This is a genomic window from Ideonella sp., assembly GCF_041914305.1.
Lineage (GTDB): Bacteria > Pseudomonadota > Gammaproteobacteria > Burkholderiales > Burkholderiaceae_C > Ideonella.
The window spans coordinates 93,431-110,287 of record NZ_JAYSDQ010000024.1 but is presented as its reverse complement, the minus strand read 5'-3'; the positions used below and the strand labels follow the sequence as shown (position 1 = coordinate 110,287).

At 70.4% G+C, this 16,857-nt stretch carries 15 protein-coding genes; 5 read left to right on the top strand and 10 right to left on the bottom strand.

Annotated features, from left to right (window positions below; genetic code table 11):
- The 3 genes from msbA to ACE3SG_RS25495 all read right to left on the bottom strand — a co-directional run.
- The coding region (gene msbA / locus ACE3SG_RS25505) for a lipid A export permease/ATP-binding protein MsbA (protein WP_374569056.1) at window positions 1-1,634 on the bottom strand (1,634 nt) is incomplete at its 3' end.
- Window positions 1,627-2,250: a tyrosine-protein phosphatase gene (locus tag ACE3SG_RS25500; protein ID WP_374569055.1), complete on the bottom strand. Its 624-nt coding sequence runs from the start codon at window positions 2,248-2,250 to the stop codon at window positions 1,627-1,629. The genes ACE3SG_RS25500 and msbA, both read right to left, overlap by 8 nt.
- 129 nt (window positions 2,251-2,379) lie before the next feature.
- Window positions 2,380-3,672, bottom strand: coding sequence for an NAD(P)/FAD-dependent oxidoreductase (locus ACE3SG_RS25495; RefSeq protein WP_374569054.1), 1,293 nt, complete (start codon window positions 3,670-3,672; stop codon window positions 2,380-2,382).
- A 100-nt stretch (window positions 3,673-3,772) separates the two neighbouring features.
- On the opposite strand from ACE3SG_RS25495, the gene ACE3SG_RS25490 reads away from it, so the two are divergent.
- Window positions 3,773-4,990, top strand: coding sequence for an acyltransferase family protein (locus ACE3SG_RS25490; RefSeq protein WP_374569053.1), 1,218 nt, complete (start codon window positions 3,773-3,775; stop codon window positions 4,988-4,990).
- Here ACE3SG_RS25490 and ACE3SG_RS25485 read toward each other — a convergent pair.
- The 4 genes from ACE3SG_RS25485 to ACE3SG_RS25470 all read right to left on the bottom strand — a co-directional run bounded on the left by ACE3SG_RS25485 (window position 4,987) and on the right by ACE3SG_RS25470 (window position 7,930).
- Window positions 4,987-5,769, bottom strand: a complete 783-nt coding sequence (locus tag ACE3SG_RS25485) for an N-acyl homoserine lactonase family protein (protein ID WP_374569052.1) — start codon at window positions 5,767-5,769, stop codon at window positions 4,987-4,989. The genes ACE3SG_RS25490 and ACE3SG_RS25485 overlap by 4 nt on opposite strands.
- 117 nt (window positions 5,770-5,886) lie before the next feature.
- Window positions 5,887-6,732, bottom strand: coding sequence for a zinc-dependent peptidase (locus tag ACE3SG_RS25480; protein WP_374569051.1), 846 nt, complete (start codon window positions 6,730-6,732; stop codon window positions 5,887-5,889).
- Between the two features lie 141 nt (window positions 6,733-6,873).
- On the bottom strand, window positions 6,874-7,350 hold the full coding sequence (yidD, locus tag ACE3SG_RS25475) for a membrane protein insertion efficiency factor YidD (protein ID WP_374569050.1): 477 nt from the start codon (window positions 7,348-7,350) through the stop codon (window positions 6,874-6,876).
- Window positions 7,351-7,420: 70 nt separating this feature from the next.
- The gene (locus tag ACE3SG_RS25470; RefSeq protein WP_374569049.1) at window positions 7,421-7,930 is read right to left on the bottom strand and encodes a hypothetical protein; all 510 of its coding nucleotides are present in this window, start codon (window positions 7,928-7,930) and stop codon (window positions 7,421-7,423) included.
- 171 nt (window positions 7,931-8,101) lie between these two features.
- Between ACE3SG_RS25470 and ACE3SG_RS25465 the strand changes: the two genes are divergently transcribed.
- A complete protein-coding gene (locus ACE3SG_RS25465; protein WP_374569048.1) occupies window positions 8,102-10,135 on the top strand; it encodes a calcium-binding protein in 2,034 nt (677 codons plus the stop codon).
- 25 nt (window positions 10,136-10,160) lie between these two features.
- On the opposite strand, the gene ACE3SG_RS25460 is transcribed toward ACE3SG_RS25465, so the two are convergent.
- Genes ACE3SG_RS25460 through ACE3SG_RS25450 form a run of 3 tightly spaced genes read right to left on the bottom strand, consistent with a single transcriptional unit; the run spans window position 10,161 to window position 11,741 of the window.
- Window positions 10,161-10,547 carry a GFA family protein gene (locus tag ACE3SG_RS25460; RefSeq protein ID WP_374569047.1) on the bottom strand — a complete coding sequence of 129 codons (387 nt, stop codon included), beginning with the start codon at window positions 10,545-10,547 and terminating at the stop codon, window positions 10,161-10,163.
- Window positions 10,548-10,597: 50 nt separating this feature from the next.
- On the bottom strand, window positions 10,598-10,873 hold the full coding sequence (locus ACE3SG_RS25455) for a DUF2164 domain-containing protein (RefSeq protein WP_374569046.1): 276 nt from the start codon (window positions 10,871-10,873) through the stop codon (window positions 10,598-10,600).
- A gap of 37 nt (window positions 10,874-10,910) precedes the next feature.
- Entirely contained in the window at window positions 10,911-11,741 is an 831-nt protein-coding gene (locus tag ACE3SG_RS25450; RefSeq protein WP_374569045.1) for a hydroxypyruvate isomerase family protein, read from the bottom strand.
- A 158-nt stretch (window positions 11,742-11,899) separates the two neighbouring features.
- Between ACE3SG_RS25450 and ACE3SG_RS25445 the strand changes: the two genes are divergently transcribed.
- The 3 genes from ACE3SG_RS25445 (at window position 11,900) to ACE3SG_RS25435 (ending at window position 16,673) form a co-directional block, all read left to right on the top strand.
- Entirely contained in the window at window positions 11,900-12,673 is a 774-nt protein-coding gene (locus ACE3SG_RS25445; protein ID WP_374569044.1) for a substrate-binding periplasmic protein, read from the top strand.
- A 7-nt stretch (window positions 12,674-12,680) separates the two neighbouring features.
- Window positions 12,681-15,224, top strand: coding sequence for a CHASE domain-containing protein (locus ACE3SG_RS25440; protein WP_374569043.1), 2,544 nt, complete (start codon window positions 12,681-12,683; stop codon window positions 15,222-15,224).
- A 99-nt stretch (window positions 15,225-15,323) separates the two neighbouring features.
- Window positions 15,324-16,673: a glutamine synthetase family protein gene (locus tag ACE3SG_RS25435; RefSeq protein ID WP_374569042.1), complete on the top strand. Its 1,350-nt coding sequence runs from the start codon at window positions 15,324-15,326 to the stop codon at window positions 16,671-16,673.
- Window positions 16,674-16,857 lie beyond the last annotated feature (184 nt).

Sequence of the window (16,857 nt, the reverse complement as noted above, 5' to 3'; positions counted from 1 at the left end):
AGGTCGGCGTGCTCGATCGTCGACATGCGGTGGGCGATGATCAGCGTGGTGCGGCCGGCCATCAGCCCGGGCAAGGCCTGCTGCACCTGGCGTTCGCTTTCGTTGTCCAGCGCCGAGGTCGCTTCGTCGAGAATCAGCACCGGCGCGTTCTTCAAGAACGCGCGGGCGATCGCGATGCGCTGGCGCTGGCCGCCCGAGAGGTTCAGCCCGTTCTCGCCGCAGGGCGTGTCCAGCCCTTGCGGCGCCTTCTCGATGAACTCCCACGCGTGGGCTGCGCGCGCGGCGCGCTCGATTGCCTCGCGCGGCACGTCGGGCCGGCCGTAGGCGATGTTGGCGGCCAGCGTGTCGTCGAACAACACCACCTGCTGGCCCACCAGCGCCAGCTGCGAGCGCCAGGCCGACAGTGGCAGCGCCTCGATCGGCGTGTCGCCGTAGAGGATCTGCCCGGCCTCGGGCAGGTAGAAGCGCGCCAGCAGGTTGGTGACAGTGGATTTGCCGCTGCCCGAGGCGCCGACCAGCGCCACCGTCTGACCCGGCGTCAGCACCAGGTTGAAATCGGCCAGCGCCGGCTTGGCCTGGCCTGGGTAGGTGAAGCCGACGTGGCGGAACACCAGCGGCCGGGCCTGCCCATCGACACCCACCGGTGCGGCCTGGCCGTCTCGCTCGGGCTCGACCGGTGTGTCCAGCAGCGCGAAGATGCCTTGTGCGGCGGCCAGGCCGTTCTGGATCGTCGAGTTGACGTTGGACAGCCGGCGGATCGGCTCGAACAGCATCGCCATCGCCGCGACGAAGGCGCCGAAGTCGCCCGGTGTCAGCGGGTTGGTCGAGGTCACGGTGGTGGCCATGAAGATCACGCCCGACACCGCGGCCGCGGCCAGCACCTGCACCAGCGGCACGTTGGCGGCCTGCACGCGGATGGTCTTCATCGTCGCCTTGCGCAGGCGCTCTGACAGCGCGTTGAAGCGGCCCGCCTCGTAGTCGCGCGCGCCGAAGATCTTGATCTCCTTGACGCCGTTCAGCGCCGACTCGACCAGCCCGGCCACCTGGCCGACCAGCTGCTGCACCTGCAGGTTCGAGCCGCGCAGCTTGCGGCTGGCGGTGCGGATGATCACCGCCACCAGCGGCGCGACGACGACGATCAGCAGCGTCAGCTGCCACGCGGTGTAGAGCAGGAACGCGGTCAGGCCGACGATGATCATCGAGTCGCGCACGACGATGATCCAGGCGTTCGACAGCGCCTGGCCGACCTGCGGGATGTCGTACAGCACGCGCGACAGCATGCGGCCGTGGGTCTGCGCCTGGTGCGCGGCCAACGGCAGCCCGGTCTGGTGGTGGAAGACCCGTTGCCGCAGGTCGGTGATCGCGCGCTGCGCGACCCATTGGCTGGCCAGGTTGGCGCAGTACTCGGCCACGCCCTTGGCCATGAAGGCGCCCATCAGCATCGCCGGCAACTGCCACGCCGGCCCGCCGCCCTGGCCCGAGAAGCCGTGGTTGATCAGCGGCTTCAGCAGCGCCGGCAGCACCGGCTCGAGCAGCGCCGCGACCATCATCGCCAGCAGCGAGATCGCCACCACGTGGCGGTAGGGCTTGATGTAGCCCAGCAGCCGGCGGTACAGCATCAGGCTGTCATTCACGGCGCAGCACCTTGTCGAAGATCCAGTCGCCGATGCCGTTTTCCTTGCGCAGTTGATGGAAATCCCGGTGCAGCGTCTTCTTGACGTAGCGGTGGCGCGCCCAGTCCATGAAGTCGATCGGCTCTTTCGCGTTGTCGGCCAGGTAACGCTCGAAGAAGTAGTCGAGGATCGCCGTCTTGCCGATGCGGAAATGGCCGAAGCGCCAGCTCAGCTCGTGCCTGGCCTGGGCGATCGGCACCCCCAGGCGGAAATGCTTGTACAGCACGCTGCCCAGGCCGGCGCGGTCGGCGCCCGATTTGCAGTGGATCAGCGCCGGGTACTCGATCGTGTCGAACAAGGCCTTCGTGGCCTCGAGCGACTCCAGGTTGGGCGCCTGGCGCGAGTACAGCTTGTGGTCGACCAGCGTGATGCCGAGCTCGCGGCAGGCCTCGGCCTCCATCGCATACGAGCCGTAGCCATGGTTGCCGCGCAGGTTGACGATGGTCTTGATGCCGAAGCGCTCTTTATACGTGCGGATCTGCGCCGGGCTCGGCTGCGACAGGCGGTACATGCCGCCGCCCAGGTCGTGGAAGTTGTTGTAGACCGCGCGGATGAAGCCATGGTCCACCAAATGCATGCTGAGCCAGGCCCGGAGCCGGCCGAGGCGGGTGGAGAGGTCTTGGGGCACGTCGTGAAAGGGGGCGCCACGCGGGCCGTGGCAAGGGCCTGGATTCTAGGGCCGGCCCCCGTGCGCGCCCCGGGGCGGTCAGTGCAGCTTCAGCCGGCCCGAGACCCGCCGCTGCAGCAGCCGCGCCAGCGCCAGCACGAAGGTGCCGCTGGTGCCGAGGATCGCGCGGTGGTGCATCAGGTGCAGCGACATGTACATCCACTTCGCCAGCAGCCCTTCGACGAAGAAGTTGCGCCCGCCCAGGCCGCCCATCAGGTTGCCGACGCCCTTGTTCTCGCCCAGCGAGACCAGCGAGCCGAAGTCCTTGTAGCGGAACTGGCCGCCGGGCTCGCGCTCGTGCAACAGGCTTTTCAGGGTTGCGAACAGAAAGCTCGCCTGCTGGTGCGCTGCCTGCGCCCGCGACGGCACCCACTTGCCCTCGTTGCCGTGGCCGCCCCACGGGCAGGCGGCGCAGTCGCCCAGCGCATAGACGCCGTAGACCGAGGTCTCGAGCTTCTCGTTGACGATGAACTGGTTGGCCTTGTTGGTCGCCAGCCCAAAGCCGGCGTTGGCCTCGGCCGCCTTGATGCCCGCCGCCCAGACGATCAGGTCGCCCGGGATCTCGCCCTGGCTGGTGACCAGCCGGTCCGGCTGCAGGGCCTGCACCTTGGTGTCGACCAGCACCCGCACCTGCTTGCGTTCGAGCGCGGTCTTGGCCTGGGCCGAGATGCGCTCGGGCAGGCCGGCCAGGATGCGCGGCGCCGCCTCGACGATGGTCAGGTCGAGCCGGAAGGCGTTTTCGGCGTCCAGGCTGGCCAGGGTTTCCTGGTGCGCCTCGATCAGCTCGGCCGACAGCTCGACGCCGGTGGCGCCGCCGCCGACGATGACGATGCCCAGCCGCTTGTCGGCGGCAAACGCGCTGCGCGTGAACGCGGCCTGCAGGTGGCGGCGAAAGCGCTCGGCGTCGGCCGCCTGCTCCAGCACGTAGGCGTGCTCGGCGCCGGGCGTGCCGAAGAAGTTCGAGCCGCTGCCGATCGCCAGCACCAGCCAGCGGTAGCTCAGGGAGCGCTCGGGCACCAGCTGCTTGCCGTGCTCGTCGTGGATCGCGCCGAGCTTCAGCGTGCGGTTGGCGGTGTCCAGCCCACGCAGTTCACCGAGCGTGAAGCCGAAGTGGTTGCGCCGGGCCAGGATCGTGTAGCTCAGGCCCTCTTGGTGCGAATCGAGCGTGCCGGCGGCCACCTCGTGCAGCGTCGGCTTCCAGATGTGGAACACCGACCGGTCGACCAGCAGCACCCGGCGCGGCCCCTGGCGAGCCCCCAGGCTGCGCCCCAACCGTGCGGCCAGTTCGAGCCCACCCGCGCCACCGCCGATCACCACCACGTCATGGTGCATGCACCCTCCGCCCCAAACCCGGTATCTAGATACTAACCCGCAGGTCTGTCAGTGCGCTGCCGATCGGCGGGCCGCTGGCGGAATGGGAAGATGCGTGCCGATGAGCCCCACCCTAACCACCCAGATGCAGGCGCCGGCGGCGATGCCGGCGCACCGCCAACCCGGCCTGGACACGCTGCGCGCCCTCGCGATCACGCTGGTCTTTCTGTACCACTACCAGGTCTTCGTCAGCCACGCGCCGACCTTCGGCTGGCTCGGCAACGTCGGCTGGACCGGGGTCGACCTGTTCTTCGTGCTCAGCGGCTACCTGATCGGGCACCAGGTCTTCGCCGGCCTGGCGCGGGGGCAGGTGCTGTCGCTGCCGGCGTTCTATGCGCGCCGGCTGCTGCGCACGCTGCCGGCGTTCTGGGTGGTGCTGGCTCTGTACTTCCTGTTCCCCACGGTGATGGGCGGCAAGACGCCGCCGCCGCTGTGGCGCTTTCTGAGCTTCACGCAGAACTGGAACCTGCAGCCCGGCACGGCGTTCTCGCACGCCTGGTCCTTGTGCATCGAAGAGCAGTTCTACCTGCTGCTGCCGCTGCTGGTCTGGGCGGCCGTGCGCGCGGCCACCGCCTGGGGCCTGGAGGTGCGCACGCTGTGGGGCCTGATGCTCGGGCTGACGCTGGCGGCGATGGCCTGGCGCGCATCCTTGTGGGAGCAGTTCGGCCGTGAGATCGAAGCCGGCGGCGTGGGCACCCAGGGCTACTACCCGGTCGTCTACTACGGCTCGCTGGCCCGCATCGACGAGTTCCTGCCCGGCCTGGCGGTGGCGCTGTGGCGCCATGCCCACCCCGCCAGCTGGGCGCGCTTCACCGCCCATGGCCGGGCCTGGTTCTTCGCCGCGCTGGGCGCGACGGCCCTGGCCTGGTACGGCGTGGCCCACCACTACTACATCGACGGCTACGGCTACGGCGCGTTCATGACGATCGCCGGCTACTCGCTCATCGCCTGGGCCTACGCGGCGCTGGTGGTGGCGGCGCTGTGCGACGGCTCACCACTGCGCCGCTGGCGCGTGCCAGGCGCTGCCGCGCTGGCCGCGTGGTCGTACTCGATCTACCTGACGCACAAGGCGCTGGCGGTGATCCTGGCCAAGGCGCTCGCCGCCTACGCCCTGCCGCAGCCGCCGCTGATCGCGCTCGTCACCGTGGCCTGCGTGTTCGCCGGCTGGGTGCTGTACCGCCTGGTCGAGAAGCCGGTGATGCGCTGGCGCGACCGCCAGGTGCCGACGCTGTTTCCTCAGGCCACCAATGCCTCGGCGGCCCGCGCGGCGAGTGCCTAGTCGCGCCAGGCCGGAAACGGCGGCTGGCGGTTGAAGAACGCGAAGTCGTGGTTGGGCCACAGCTCGGCGTTCTCGGCCCGCGCCAGCTTGTTCAGCTTGCGGATGCTGGCCAGCGCGAGCGCCTCGTTGTCTTGCCAGCAATAGCCCGGCGCCACTTCGTCCGACAGGTTCTCCTGCAGGTCGGCGGCGTCGCCGCACAGGATCACCGGCCGGCCGTGCGGCAGCTCGATCAGCATCGACATGTGGCCGGCGGTGTGGCCGGGCGTCGCGATCGCGTGCACGCCGGTTGCGACCTGGTATTCACCCTGCCGGACCTGCCAGCTGGCGGACAGGGCGATCTCGTCATCGAGCACACCGTCGTCCTCGCGCGATTGCGCCGCGGCGAGCTCGTCGCGCTGCACATGCACCTCGCAGCCCGGCAGGTCACACAGGCCGCCGGCATGGTCGAAATGCAAGTGGCCGAGAAAGACCAGGTCGATGTCGCGGTGCGTCAACCCCAGCCGGGCCAGGTAGCGCGGGATCCGTTGCTCGTCCGACATCTCGGGCGGGTCGAACAACGGCCGCATCGGGTCGAAGTACTTCGCGCGCAGTTCCGGCGTCGCGATCTTCGCGTAGTTGCAGCCGACGTCGTAGAGGATGCGGCCGTTCGGCGTCTCGATCAGGTAAGCGAGGATCGGCGCGCGGATGTAGAGGCCGTGGCCTCGGTTGCGGGTCGAGACCAGCTTTTCGTAGCGGTGGGTGCCGGTGAGCAGCGGCCACAGGCGCAGGGCGCGGGACATGCCTGACTCTCCAAAGAGGTCGGGGTCGTCCCCGGGTTGAAGGTAGGCGTCAGCAGGGTCGTCCCCGCGGCCGGGTGTCAGCGTAACCCAGCTCGCGAAGGCATGCAGTTCGTCGCCCTATGCCCAGGCCAGCGGGTCGACCGCGTAGTAGCGCGCCAGCTCGCCGTACAGCGCCGCGTGGCGCTCGGCCATCTCGCGCGGTTGTTCGAAGAAGACCTCGGACGCGACGGCGAAGAACTCGGCCGGCTCGGTCGCGGCGTAGGGTGACAACAGCGTTTCTTCGCCGCGCGCCAGTTGCTGGCGCAGGCGCTGGAACTCGCCATTCATCACCGCGGCCCAGCGCGCATAGCGGCTGCGGTGGCCCAGGAACGGCGCGCCGGTGGCCCGGCCGCGCTCCTGGTCCAGCTGGTGCGCGAATTCATGGATCACCAGGTTCTGGCCGTCGGTCGGGTCGGCCGCGCCGGCCAGCACGTCGGGCCAAGACAGGATCACCTGGCCCTGGACCCACGATTCGCCGCTGCGGGCCTCGCGCCGCTCGTGCTGCACGCCGCTGCCATCGGCCTCGCGCTTGTCGACCCAATAGGCCGACGGGTACAGCAGCACCTGGCTCAGGTTCGGGAAATACTCGCTCTGCCGGTTCAGGATCAGCAGGCAGGCCTGGGCCGCGACCAGCACCCGCATCTCTTCGGTCACCTCGAGCCCGTTGCAGCCGATGAACGGCTTTTCGGCCAGAAAGACCTGCATGTGGCGCTTCAGCTGCAGCTGCAGGTCGACCGGCAGCCGGCGCAGCATCGGCATGCGGCGGCGCAGGATGCTGCGCCAGGCGGCCGGAAACGGCTGTTGCCAGACGCGGCGGCGGCGCCAGGCCCGCCAGGCGCGCGGGCCCCACAGGCCGGCCAGCAGCAGCGCGGCAAACGCGAGGCCGCCCAGCAGCAGCGACAGGGCATCGAGCGAGAACGGCACGCCGGTCCTTTGGCAACGCCCTCCCGGGGCGGAACTCACCAACTGGGTGCGCTGCGCCGGCTTTCAATGGGGGCGTGCACCCACCCCCTCATTTGGCACGATCGTCGACGGGCCCACCGGCGCAGGGTTTTGGCGCGGCGGTCAGCGGGGCGCGTCGTTCGGCAGGTCGGCAGGGGGCGGCTGGCGCCTAGGCGGGATGCGGGCCTTCTTGTCGCGCTGCTTGCGCTCGCGCTTCTTGTGTTCGGGCGCGTCGCAGCACTCCAAGAAGTCGGCGAAGTCACAGCAGTCCACGCTTTTGAGGCTGGGCCTACCACAGTTGGGCAGGTCGCAGCCGGGCAGGTCGCAGCCGTCACCGTCGCAGCCCGGGTCGCAGTCGCCACGCTGCGCGGCCAGTGGGCGGTGGACCGGCGCATAGCGCCGCTGCGCGACCCCGCAAAGCCGGCAGCGCCGCTTCAACAGCCCCAGGCCTGCCCAGGCACCGTGGCGGCGGACGGCGCGGTAACCGAGCGTCGAGCAGCTGGCGTGGCCGGTGTAGACCCGGTAGGCGCAGCCGTAGCCCTTGTGCGGGGAAATGAACCGTTTGTAGAAGCGAATCAGTGCGAGCAGCAGAGCTTGCATTCAGGACTTCACTAACCCTCGACCTGCGCAGTATGGCGCAGGCCGATCCGACCAGCGGCGCCGGCGCGTTTCAGTCAGGCTTGGCCTGGTTCAGGTCGATCGCGCGCGGCGCCTGCCTGGCCTTCGCGCGTGTCGCGGCGCGTTCGGCGAACACCGCCTGCCGGTCCGTGAAGCTGATGGACAGGCCCGCGCAGCGTGCATTCAAGGCCTTGGCGCGGGCGTTGTGATCGGCCTGCTCGCGGTCGTAGTCGTCGCCGCGCCGGTTGATGGCCTCGGCGCGGGCATTGAGCGTCGCGAGCTTGGTGTTGAACGCCTGGATGGCCTCGCCGCCCTCGGCCAGCACCTGGTCCTGCGTCGCCACCAGCGCATCGATCTCGCCTTGCAGCCGCTTCAGCTCGGCGTTGTGCGTGGTGGTGGCCTTCAGCAGGGCGGCGCGCTGCGCCCGCAGCGCCTCCTCGTCGTCGAGGCAGGCTCGGTACGCTTCCCTCGTGCTCACCGTGGGGCCGGGGCTGACCTGCTGGGCCGCAGCGGCCAGGTGGAGCACGGCGAGGAAGGCGGCGGCAAGGGTCGGCAAATGCATGGCAGGCGGTAGCGCGGTGGCAACGGGTTGTACCGGATCGTAAGCGCTCGCCGGGGCGCCGGCGCCAAGCCTAGGGACAGCCCCGGGGTGGCTGGCCGGCGGGCGGAGTAGTGTTCTGGCTCGGTCCGGCGCAGGGGCGCAGGGGCCGCAACAAACCAATGGAGGTCGGACATGGCATCGGTCAATCAGGGGTGGTGGGCGGCTTGGCAGTCGCGGTGGTTGTCGAACGGCGATGCCGCCCGGCTCTTTGGCTGGGTCTGGTCGAACGACAGCGACATCGCCGCTGACAAGTCCCTTGCCGCCGGTGTCCTGGCCCAGCCGGCCGACGTGATCAACGGCACCCCGAACGACGACAGCCTGGTGGGCACCTCGGGCGACGACACCCTCAATGGCCGCCAGGGCGCCGACACGATGACGGGGGCCGGTGGCAACGACCTGTACCTGGTCGACAACCTGGGGGACCAGGTGATCGAGCTGGCCGGCGAGGGCACGGACACCGTGAAATCGCGGGTCGACCACACCCTGGCCGCCAACGTCGAGAACTTGGTCATGGTGGGTGGCCTGTCCTTGCACGGAACCGGCAACGAGCAGGCCAACCGCATCGACGGCAACCAGGGCGACGACACCCTCGACGGCGCCGACGGCGACGACACCCTGCTGGGCCACCGCGGCAACGACGAGCTGCTCGGCGGTGCCGGCAACGACCTGCTGCAGGGCGGTGTCGGCGACGACCTGCTCGACGGCGGCTCCGGCGCCGACACCCTGCGGGGCGGGGCGGGCAACGACAGCTACGTGGTCGACGACCTGGCGGACGTGACCTTCGAGCGTGCCGATGCCGGCGTCGACACGGTCTACACCAGCGTCGACTGGACGCTGGCCGCCAACGTCGAGAACCTGGTGATGACCGGGTGGCCGCCCGCGCCGGGCCTGACCGGCATCGGCAACGCGCTCGACAACGCCATGAGCGGCGGCCTGGGCGACGATTTCATCGACGGGGGTGACGGCGACGACACGATCGAAGGTGGCTACAGCCTCTCGCCGTCGAGCGCCGACACGCTGATGGGCGGTGACGGCAACGACTCGATCCACACCGGCGGCGGCTACCACGAAGACCAGATGTACGGCGGCGCCGGCAACGACACCCTCAGCGGCGCCGGCGGCAGCCTGCACGGCGACGACGGTGACGACCTGCTGATCGGCGGGACCGGCTACGGCCACCATGCCGTGAGCAACTCGCTCTCGGGCGGCGCCGGGCAAGACACGCTGCAAGGCGGCGGCTTCATGGACGGCGGCGACGGCGACGACCTGATCGACTCCGCCTACGCCTACGGGGCCTACGGCGGCGCGGGCAACGACACCATCACCGGCTCGGGTGGTGGCGGCTACACCGACTACGACCTCGATGCTGGCGACGGCGACGACCAGGTGAGCGTCTGGTCGGTCAACCACCTGACCATCGCTGGCGGCACCGGCAATGACAGCATCGTCGGCGATTCGGTGACCCGGGTGGACATCGACGCCGGTACCGGCAACGACACGGTCAGTGCGAGCTCGGGGTCAGGCCAGCGGTTCACCGTCTCCGGCGGGGGCGGCAGCGATGTCGTCACGGCCTCGGGTTATGGCGGCGAGGTCTACGGCGACGGCGGCAACGACCGGCTCACCGTCGTCGGCCGCAGTGCGACCGACGTGCACGCCGACGGCGGTGCGGGCAACGACACCCTGACGGCAGGCGGCGGCGTCGCCACCTTGACCGGCGGCGATGGCGACGACACCTTCGTGCTGCAGGGGCGTGAGAGCGAATGGCAGAACATGGTCTTCGTCGCCGACTTCCTGGGCGGCGACGACACCCTCGCCGTGAGCCAGTCGCACCTGGCGGTCGGCAACGGCGACCAGCAGGTCGACGGCGCGGTCACGGTGACCGGCCCGGGCGGTTTCGACGCCGGTGCCGAGCTGGTCATCGTGGCGGCCGACATCTTCGGCGACCTGTCGCTCGACAAGGCAGCCGCCGCCATCGGCAGCGCCAACCAGTCTTACGAGGCCGGGCAGACCGTGCTGTTCATGGTCGACAACGGCACCGACTCATGGGCGCTGTACTTCACCTCCTCGGGCGCGGACGCATCGGTCAGCGCCGCCGAGTTGAGCGTGGTGGGCCGCCTGAGCGGCGCGGCGACCACCAGCGCCGAAGACATCGTCTGGTCGGTGTGACGGGGCGGCGGCCTGCGCCGCGGCGTCAGTCGAGGAAGGTCCAGGTATCGGCGCCGTCGAAGTGCCGCACCTGGACCGAGGCCACCAGGGCCGGCTCGAAATTGCTCAGGTTCACGCCGTGCCGGGCGCCTTCTTTCAGGTCCAGCGGCTCCCAATGCGTGGCGCAGCCGCAGGTCCGGCAGCGCACGGTGCGCAGCGTCCGGTCGCCCCAGACGTACCCGTCGGTGTGCTCCGGGTGGCCTTCGATCCGGACCGTGCCGAACTCGTAGTAGACCCACAGCCCGCCGAGGCGGCGGCAGAGCGAGCAGTTGCAGGCGGTGGCCTTCTCCGGCGCCGACGGCAAGGTGAGGCGAACGGCACCGCAGTGGCAGGAACCTTCGAGCGACAAGGGCGCGGGCGAGGCAGTGGTCATGGCGGGTCGGCTGATCTCGTGGATGGCGCGATGTGGGGGCGGTGCGGCGGCTACTTGCGCCCCTTGGCCTGGCGGTCGAACTTGCGCCAGTACTGGAATTCGTCCTGGTGGACCTCGATGTCCAGCTCGCTGACTCGCATCTGCAGGCGCTCTTGCGCGTCGGCCACGGCCTGGTTGTAGATGCTCGGGCCGATCTCTTCGAGAAAGAAGCCCAGCAGGCCGCTGGCCGCGATGTTGCCGATCTTCTCGTCCATGTTCTCTCGGAAGTAGCGCTCGATCGAGGCCACCGCTTCTTGGCGGGCCTCTTTGCTCAGTTCGATGGGCATGGGCGTTTGGGTGTGCAAGGGTGAGTCGGGGCCGGCGCTACGCCACCGCGCGTGGCGCGCGGGCGGCGGCGAGCCAGCCCAGGCCGGCGGTCGTCGCGCCGGGGGTGTTGCCGCGCCGGGGGTGGTATTCGGCGCCGATCCAGCAGGGGCCGTGGCCGGCGTCGCGCGTCAGCTGGTCGATCAGCGCGAACAGGTACGGCGCGTTCAATTCACCGTCGTCGGGCTCGTGGCGGCCCGGCACGCCCGCGATCTGCAGATGGCCGACACGGCCGGTGGGCAGGTGCAGGCGCAGCTTGGTCGCCAGGTCGCCCTCGCTGACCTGGCAGTGGTACAGGTCCATCTGCACCTTCAGGTTCGGTGCGCCGATCACCTGCACCCAGCGGTGCGCGGCGGCCTGGCTGCCGAGCAGGTAGCCGGGCACGTCACGCGGGTTCAGCGGCTCGATCAGGATTTCGCAACCGGCATCGGCCGCCTGCCGCGCGGCCCAGGCCAGGTTCTCGGCGTAGGTGGCGTGGCAGCGCTCACGCTCCACACCGTTGGGCGCAACGCCGGCCAGCGTGTGCAAGCGGCGGCAGCCCAGGGCATCGGCGTAGGCCAGCGCCGTGTCGACACCGCGGCGAAATTCGGCCTCGCGGCCGGGCAGGGCGGCCAGGCCCCGTTCGCCGCGGGCCCAGTCGCCAGCCGGGGTGTTGATCAGCACCCAGGGCAGGCCGGCCTCGGTGGCGCGGGCTGCCAGCTCGGCCGCGGGCCAGTCGTAAGGGAATTGGCATTCCAGGCCGTCGAACCCATCGCGCGCGGCCGCGCCGATGCGCTCGGCAAAGCCGAGGTCCGGGTACAGCAGCGTCAGGTTGGCGGCGAAGCGCAGCATCGGTGGCCTGACTTTACGCCGGGCCCCGCGCGCACCGCGTCGGCGCGTGCGCGCCGGTGGGGGAAAAGCCCCCCGGCGCACTCCAGCACAGGCACGGCGGGCCTGGCTGGGATAAGCTCTTGCGGCGCTCGTCCAGAGGGGGAAGCATGCGCGCCGCCATGTCGTTGGTCATCGCTTTGGGCTTGCTGGGCCCTGCCGCTGCGCGGGCGGCCGACCGGCCCGACTGCGACCGGCCCTTCAGCCTGGCGCTGCACGAGCATGGCCTGCTCTATTCGGCCCAGACGGGCGAAGGCATCGACAAGGACGTTGCCGACGAGCTGATCCGCCGCAGCGGCTGCAAGGTGGCCGTCACGGTGATGCCGCGGGCCCGCATCTGGCAGCTGATCGAGTCGGGTGCGCTCGATTTCAGCCTGTCCGGCATCACCAACGAGGCGCGTGAGCGTTTCGCGGCGTTCGGCTGGTATGTGTCGAACAAGTACTACCTGCTGGTGCGCAAGGACGCTGGCGTGCAGCGCCTGGCCGACTTCGAGCGCAACCCCGCGCTGAAGCTGGGCGTGATCCGCAGTTTTCGCTACAGCGCCAATGCCAACAAGCTGGTCGACACCCTCGAAGCCGAGCACCGCGTCAGCTACTCGACGGGGCTCGACCCGCTGTACCAGATCCTGCTCGGCAACCAGGTCCAGGCGATGATCATCGAGCCCTTCGACTACCCGGCAATCGAGAGCGGCAAGGTGCGCGAGCAGACGACGATCCTGGAGTTCGACGACCCCGCGGTGCCGCATGGGCTGATCATGTCGAAGAAGGCGCTGAGCGCGTCGCAGCAGCAGGCCTGGCGCGCGCTGATCGACGCGATGCGCGCCGACGGCACGCTGCAGCGCATCTTCGAAAAATACTTCAACCGCGAACTGGCCCGGGCCATGACGCAGTTCTGAGCATCGCATGGGGTTTCGACGCACCTTGCCGATCCTGCTGCCGTTGGCCGTTGGCGCGGTGTCGCTGGCCATCACGGCGGGCCTGTGGCGGCATGAGCAGCGCAATGCGCAGCAGGCGTTGCGGGCTGATTTCGACGCCGGCGTGCGGCAGACCGCCAGCCGTGTCGGGCAGCGCATGGCCAGCTACGAGCAGATGCTGCGCGGCGTGCAGGGCCTGTACCAGGCGGTCGAGCCGGGCGGCCGGCACGATTTCGCGGCCTATGTCGACACGCTGCTGGCCGGCGCCGACTACTCCGGCGTGCAGTGGTTTGCCTATGCACCCTGGCGGCCCGAGGCCGGGCGCGACGGTGTGGCGCGCATCGCCGAGGTGGCGCCGGCCGCCGGGCTGAACCTGCGCACGCTCGGCGAAGACCCGTTCGCCGACGACACGCGGCGCGTGGCGCTGCAGATGGCGCGCGATTCCAGCGGCCTGGCGATCACGCCGCGCCTGCTGCTGCCGGCCGATGCCGGCGGTGCCCGCGAGCCGGGGTTCGTGATGGCGCTGCCCGTCTATGCCCGCGGGCGGCCGGTGGACACGGTGGCGGCGCGGCGAGACGCGATCACCGGCTGGGTGCTGGCGGCCGTGCGAATGGACGACCTGATGTCCAGCCTGTACGGCGAGGCGCCGCGCGGCGTGCTGACCCGCATCCACGACGGCGTCGAGGTGGCCGAGGGCACGCTGATGTATGCCTCGGGCCCGGCGCTGGCGGACGCGCCGCCGCTGTTCGAGGCGCGCGAGTACATCGCCTTCGCCGGCCATTCGTGGACGATCGACGTGCAGGCGCTGCCCGATTTCGCGCGCCGCCAGGCGGGCACGGCGGCCACGCTGATGGCCTGGTCGGGCATCGGCCTGAGCCTGGTGCTGGCGCTGCTGACGCGCCAGCTCGCCACCGGCCGCCAGCGCGCCCACGAGGCGGCCTTGCGCATGACGGTGGCGCTGCGGGCCAGCGAAGAGCGCTACCGCCGCATCGTCGAGACCGCCGACGAGGGCATCTGGGTCACCGACGCCGATGGCCGCACGACCTTTGCGAACCCGAAGATGGCCCAGATGCTGGGCGTGGATGGCCAGGCGCTGCTCGGCCGCCCGATGGCCGAGTTCATCGAACCCGACAACATGGCCGGCGCGGTGGTCGCCAAGGCGATGGGCCTGGTCAACGGCCAGACGGTGGGCGCCTCGCCACCTGCCGACAGCGACGGTGTGCGCGAGCGGCGCCTGCGCCGGGCCGACGGCAGCCGGCTGTGGGCGCTGATCGCCACCACCCCGATCGTCGACGCCGCCGGCCGCTTCGATGGCTCGCTCGCGATGGTGACCGACATCACGCCGCAAAAGCAAGCCGAGATCGCCCGCGCCGAGCTCGAGGCGCAGCTGCGCGCGTCGCAGAAGATGGAGGCCATCGGCACGCTGGCCGGTGGCATCGCGCACGATTTCAACAACATCCTCGCGGCGATCCTGGGCAATGTCGCGCTCGCCCAGCAGCACCCGGGCGAGGCGCACGAGCGCCTGGCGCAGGTCACCCAGTCGGCTGAGCGGGCGCGCAGCCTGGTGCAGCAGATTCTCGCGTTCAGTCGGCGCCAGCCGCACAGCCTGAAGCGCCAGCCGCTGGCCCCGGTGATCGAAGAGTCGGTGCGCCTGCTGCGCCCGCTGCTGCCGGCCATCGTCGAGCTCGATCTGGCGCTGCCCGACGCACCGATGACCGTGCAGGCCGACGCGACGCAGCTGCACCAGGTGTTGATGAACCTGTGCACCAACGCTTGGCATGCGATGCACGGCAGCGCCGGGCGGATCGAGATCCGGCTCGAACGCCAGTTGCTGGACGACGATGGCGCGCTGCGCCTGGGCCTGTCGCCCGGGCCGCACGCCCACCTGGCGGTCAGCGACACCGGCTGTGGCATGGACGGCGCCACCCGCCAGCGCCTGTTCGAGCCCTTCTTCACCACCAAGCCGCTGGGCCAGGGCACCGGGCTGGGCCTGGCGGTGGTGCATGGCATCGTCTCGGCGCACCAGGGCGCGATCGGCGTCACCAGCGCGCCGGGCCGCGGCAGCTGCTTCGACCTGTACTTCCCGCTGCAGCCCGACCTGCCCGAGCCGCCGCCGGCCGCCGCCGCCAGCACGCCGCCGGCGCCCGCGGCGCATCGCCACGTGATGTACCTCGACGACGACCCGGTGATGGTGGTGATGGTCGAAGGGCTGCTGCGCCACGCCGGCTACCGCGTCACCACCTTCGAAGACCCGCGCGAGGCGATGGCCCGGCTGCGCGCGCGGCCGGCCGAGGTCGACCTGGTGGTGACCGACTTCAACATGCCCGGCCTGTCGGGGCTCGAGGTGGCCGGCGAGCTGGCCTCGCTGCGGCCCGGCCTGCCGGTGGTCATCAGCTCGGGCTATGTGACCGAAGCGCTGCTGGACGCCGCCGCGCGGGTGGGCGTGCGAAGCGTGATGCAAAAGGAATTCACGCTGGAGCAACTGCCCGCGCTGCTGCGCCGCCTGCTGGCCGAGCCGTCGACCACTGTTTGATCGGCTGAACACTGTGTTTTGGCCCGAGCCGGCCGATGCCCGCGTGGCGCGAGCGGCTTCGGCGAAGATCGCACATTCGCCACTGCCGTCCTTCGTTTCATGAGTGCTGAGCTGCCCGTCGACATCGCCCACCTGCTGCAGCACGCCGGCGTGCGCCAGGTCGAATGCCTGTTCCCCGACGTGACGGGTTACCCACGCGGCAAGCTGATGCCCGCGGCTGCCTTCCTGGCCGGGCAAGAGCTGCGCATCGCGCAGGCCATCCCGATGCAGGCGGTGACCGGCGAGTATTCGTACGACCCGATCTTCCCCGACGACGACCCCGATGTGCGCCTGGTGCCCGACCTGGCCACCGTGCGCCTGGCGCCCTGGGCGCCGGCAGACCAGCCGCGGGCGATGGCGATCCACGACTGCATCGAGCTGGACGGCCGGCCCTGCGCCTTCGCACCGCGCTCGTTGCTGAAGTCGGTGCTCGCGCGTTACGCCGAGCGCGGCTGGGCGCCGGTGGTGGCCCCCGAGATCGAGTTCTACCTCAGCGCGCCCTGCGTCGACCCGAACGAGGCGCTGCGCCCGCCGCCCGGGCGGCTCGGCCGCGCCGAGGTCGGCCAGTCGGCCTTCAGCCTGAACATGCTCAACGAGCTGGCGCCGTTCTGGGGCGCGTTCCAGCAGGCGATCGAGACACTGGGCATCCGCGCCGACACCTGGATCCACGAGGTCGGCTGCTCGCAGTACGAGATCAACCTGTGGCATGGCGACGCGGTGGAGGTGGCCGACCAGGCGTTCCTGTTCAAGCACGCGGCGCGCGAGGTCGCGATCCAGCATGGCCTCAATGCGGTGTTCCTGGCCAAGCCCCTGCCCGACGAGGCCGGCAGCTCGATGCACCTGCACGTCAGCGTCGTCGACCGCGCGGGCCGCAACGTCTTCAGCGCCGCCAATGGCGACGAGCAGCCGCTGTTCCGCCAGTTCATCGCCGGGCTGCAGACCTACCTGCCCGATCTGATGCTGCTGCTGGCGCCGCACGTCAACTCGTACCGCCGCTTCGTCAAGGGCAGCCAGGCGCCGATCCACCTGCAGTGGGGTTACGACAACCGCACCGCCGGCCTGCGCGTGCCGCAAAGCAGCCCGGCCGCGCGGCGCGTCGAGCAGCGCGTGGCGGGCGCCGATGCCAACCCCTACCTGGCAATCGCGGCCACGCTGGCCGCGGGCCTGGCCGGCATCGAAGAAGGCCTGGCGGCGACCGAGCCGATCAGCGGTGACGGCTACGCGCACGGCCACGCGCTGCCGCGCAGCCCACGCGAAGCCTGGCAACGCCTGGCCGACAGCGCGCATGCGCGCCGCCTGCTGGGCGACGACTTCGTCACCGGGCTGCTGGCGGTCAAGGAGGTCGAGTTCGACCACTACGACCGCGAGGTCAGCGCCTGGGAACGGCGCTTTCTGTTGCCGCAGGTCTGAGACGGTGTGAAGGGGGCGGCAACGCCGCTCATCCCGCCCAAACCGCCCCACTCGTCGTTGCAAATGCTCGCCGTTTGGCCGGCCTGCTCGGCCACGCCGGGCTCCTTCGCACCTTCTAAGCGAAAAAACGCCCCGCGTTCGCTTTCGCGAACCGGGGCGTGATGCACGGGCCCGCCGGCCCGGT

What these genes read in the sequence shown, in the direction of transcription:
- ACE3SG_RS25450 (WP_374569045.1), bottom strand. Translation starts at nt 11,741, where the DNA reads ATGCTGCGCTTCGCCGCCAACCTGACGCTGCTGTACCCGGACCTCGGC.
- ACE3SG_RS25440 (WP_374569043.1), top strand. Translation starts at nt 12,681, where the DNA reads ATGGGGTTTCGACGCACCTTGCCGATCCTGCTGCCGTTGGCCGTTGGC.
- ACE3SG_RS25465 (WP_374569048.1), top strand. Translation starts at nt 8,102, where the DNA reads ATGGCATCGGTCAATCAGGGGTGGTGGGCGGCTTGGCAGTCGCGGTGG.
- yidD (WP_374569050.1), bottom strand. Translation starts at nt 7,350, where the DNA reads ATGCAAGCTCTGCTGCTCGCACTGATTCGCTTCTACAAACGGTTCATT.
- ACE3SG_RS25435 (WP_374569042.1), top strand. Translation starts at nt 15,324, where the DNA reads ATGAGTGCTGAGCTGCCCGTCGACATCGCCCACCTGCTGCAGCACGCC.
- ACE3SG_RS25455 (WP_374569046.1), bottom strand. Translation starts at nt 10,873, where the DNA reads ATGCCCATCGAACTGAGCAAAGAGGCCCGCCAAGAAGCGGTGGCCTCG.
- ACE3SG_RS25470 (WP_374569049.1), bottom strand. Translation starts at nt 7,930, where the DNA reads ATGCATTTGCCGACCCTTGCCGCCGCCTTCCTCGCCGTGCTCCACCTG.
- ACE3SG_RS25500 (WP_374569055.1), bottom strand. Translation starts at nt 2,250, where the DNA reads ATGCATTTGGTGGACCATGGCTTCATCCGCGCGGTCTACAACAACTTC.
- ACE3SG_RS25445 (WP_374569044.1), top strand. Translation starts at nt 11,900, where the DNA reads ATGTCGTTGGTCATCGCTTTGGGCTTGCTGGGCCCTGCCGCTGCGCGG.
- ACE3SG_RS25485 (WP_374569052.1), bottom strand. Translation starts at nt 5,769, where the DNA reads ATGTCCCGCGCCCTGCGCCTGTGGCCGCTGCTCACCGGCACCCACCGC.
- ACE3SG_RS25495 (WP_374569054.1), bottom strand. Translation starts at nt 3,672, where the DNA reads ATGCACCATGACGTGGTGGTGATCGGCGGTGGCGCGGGTGGGCTCGAA.
- ACE3SG_RS25460 (WP_374569047.1), bottom strand. Translation starts at nt 10,547, where the DNA reads ATGACCACTGCCTCGCCCGCGCCCTTGTCGCTCGAAGGTTCCTGCCAC.
- ACE3SG_RS25490 (WP_374569053.1), top strand. Translation starts at nt 3,773, where the DNA reads ATGAGCCCCACCCTAACCACCCAGATGCAGGCGCCGGCGGCGATGCCG.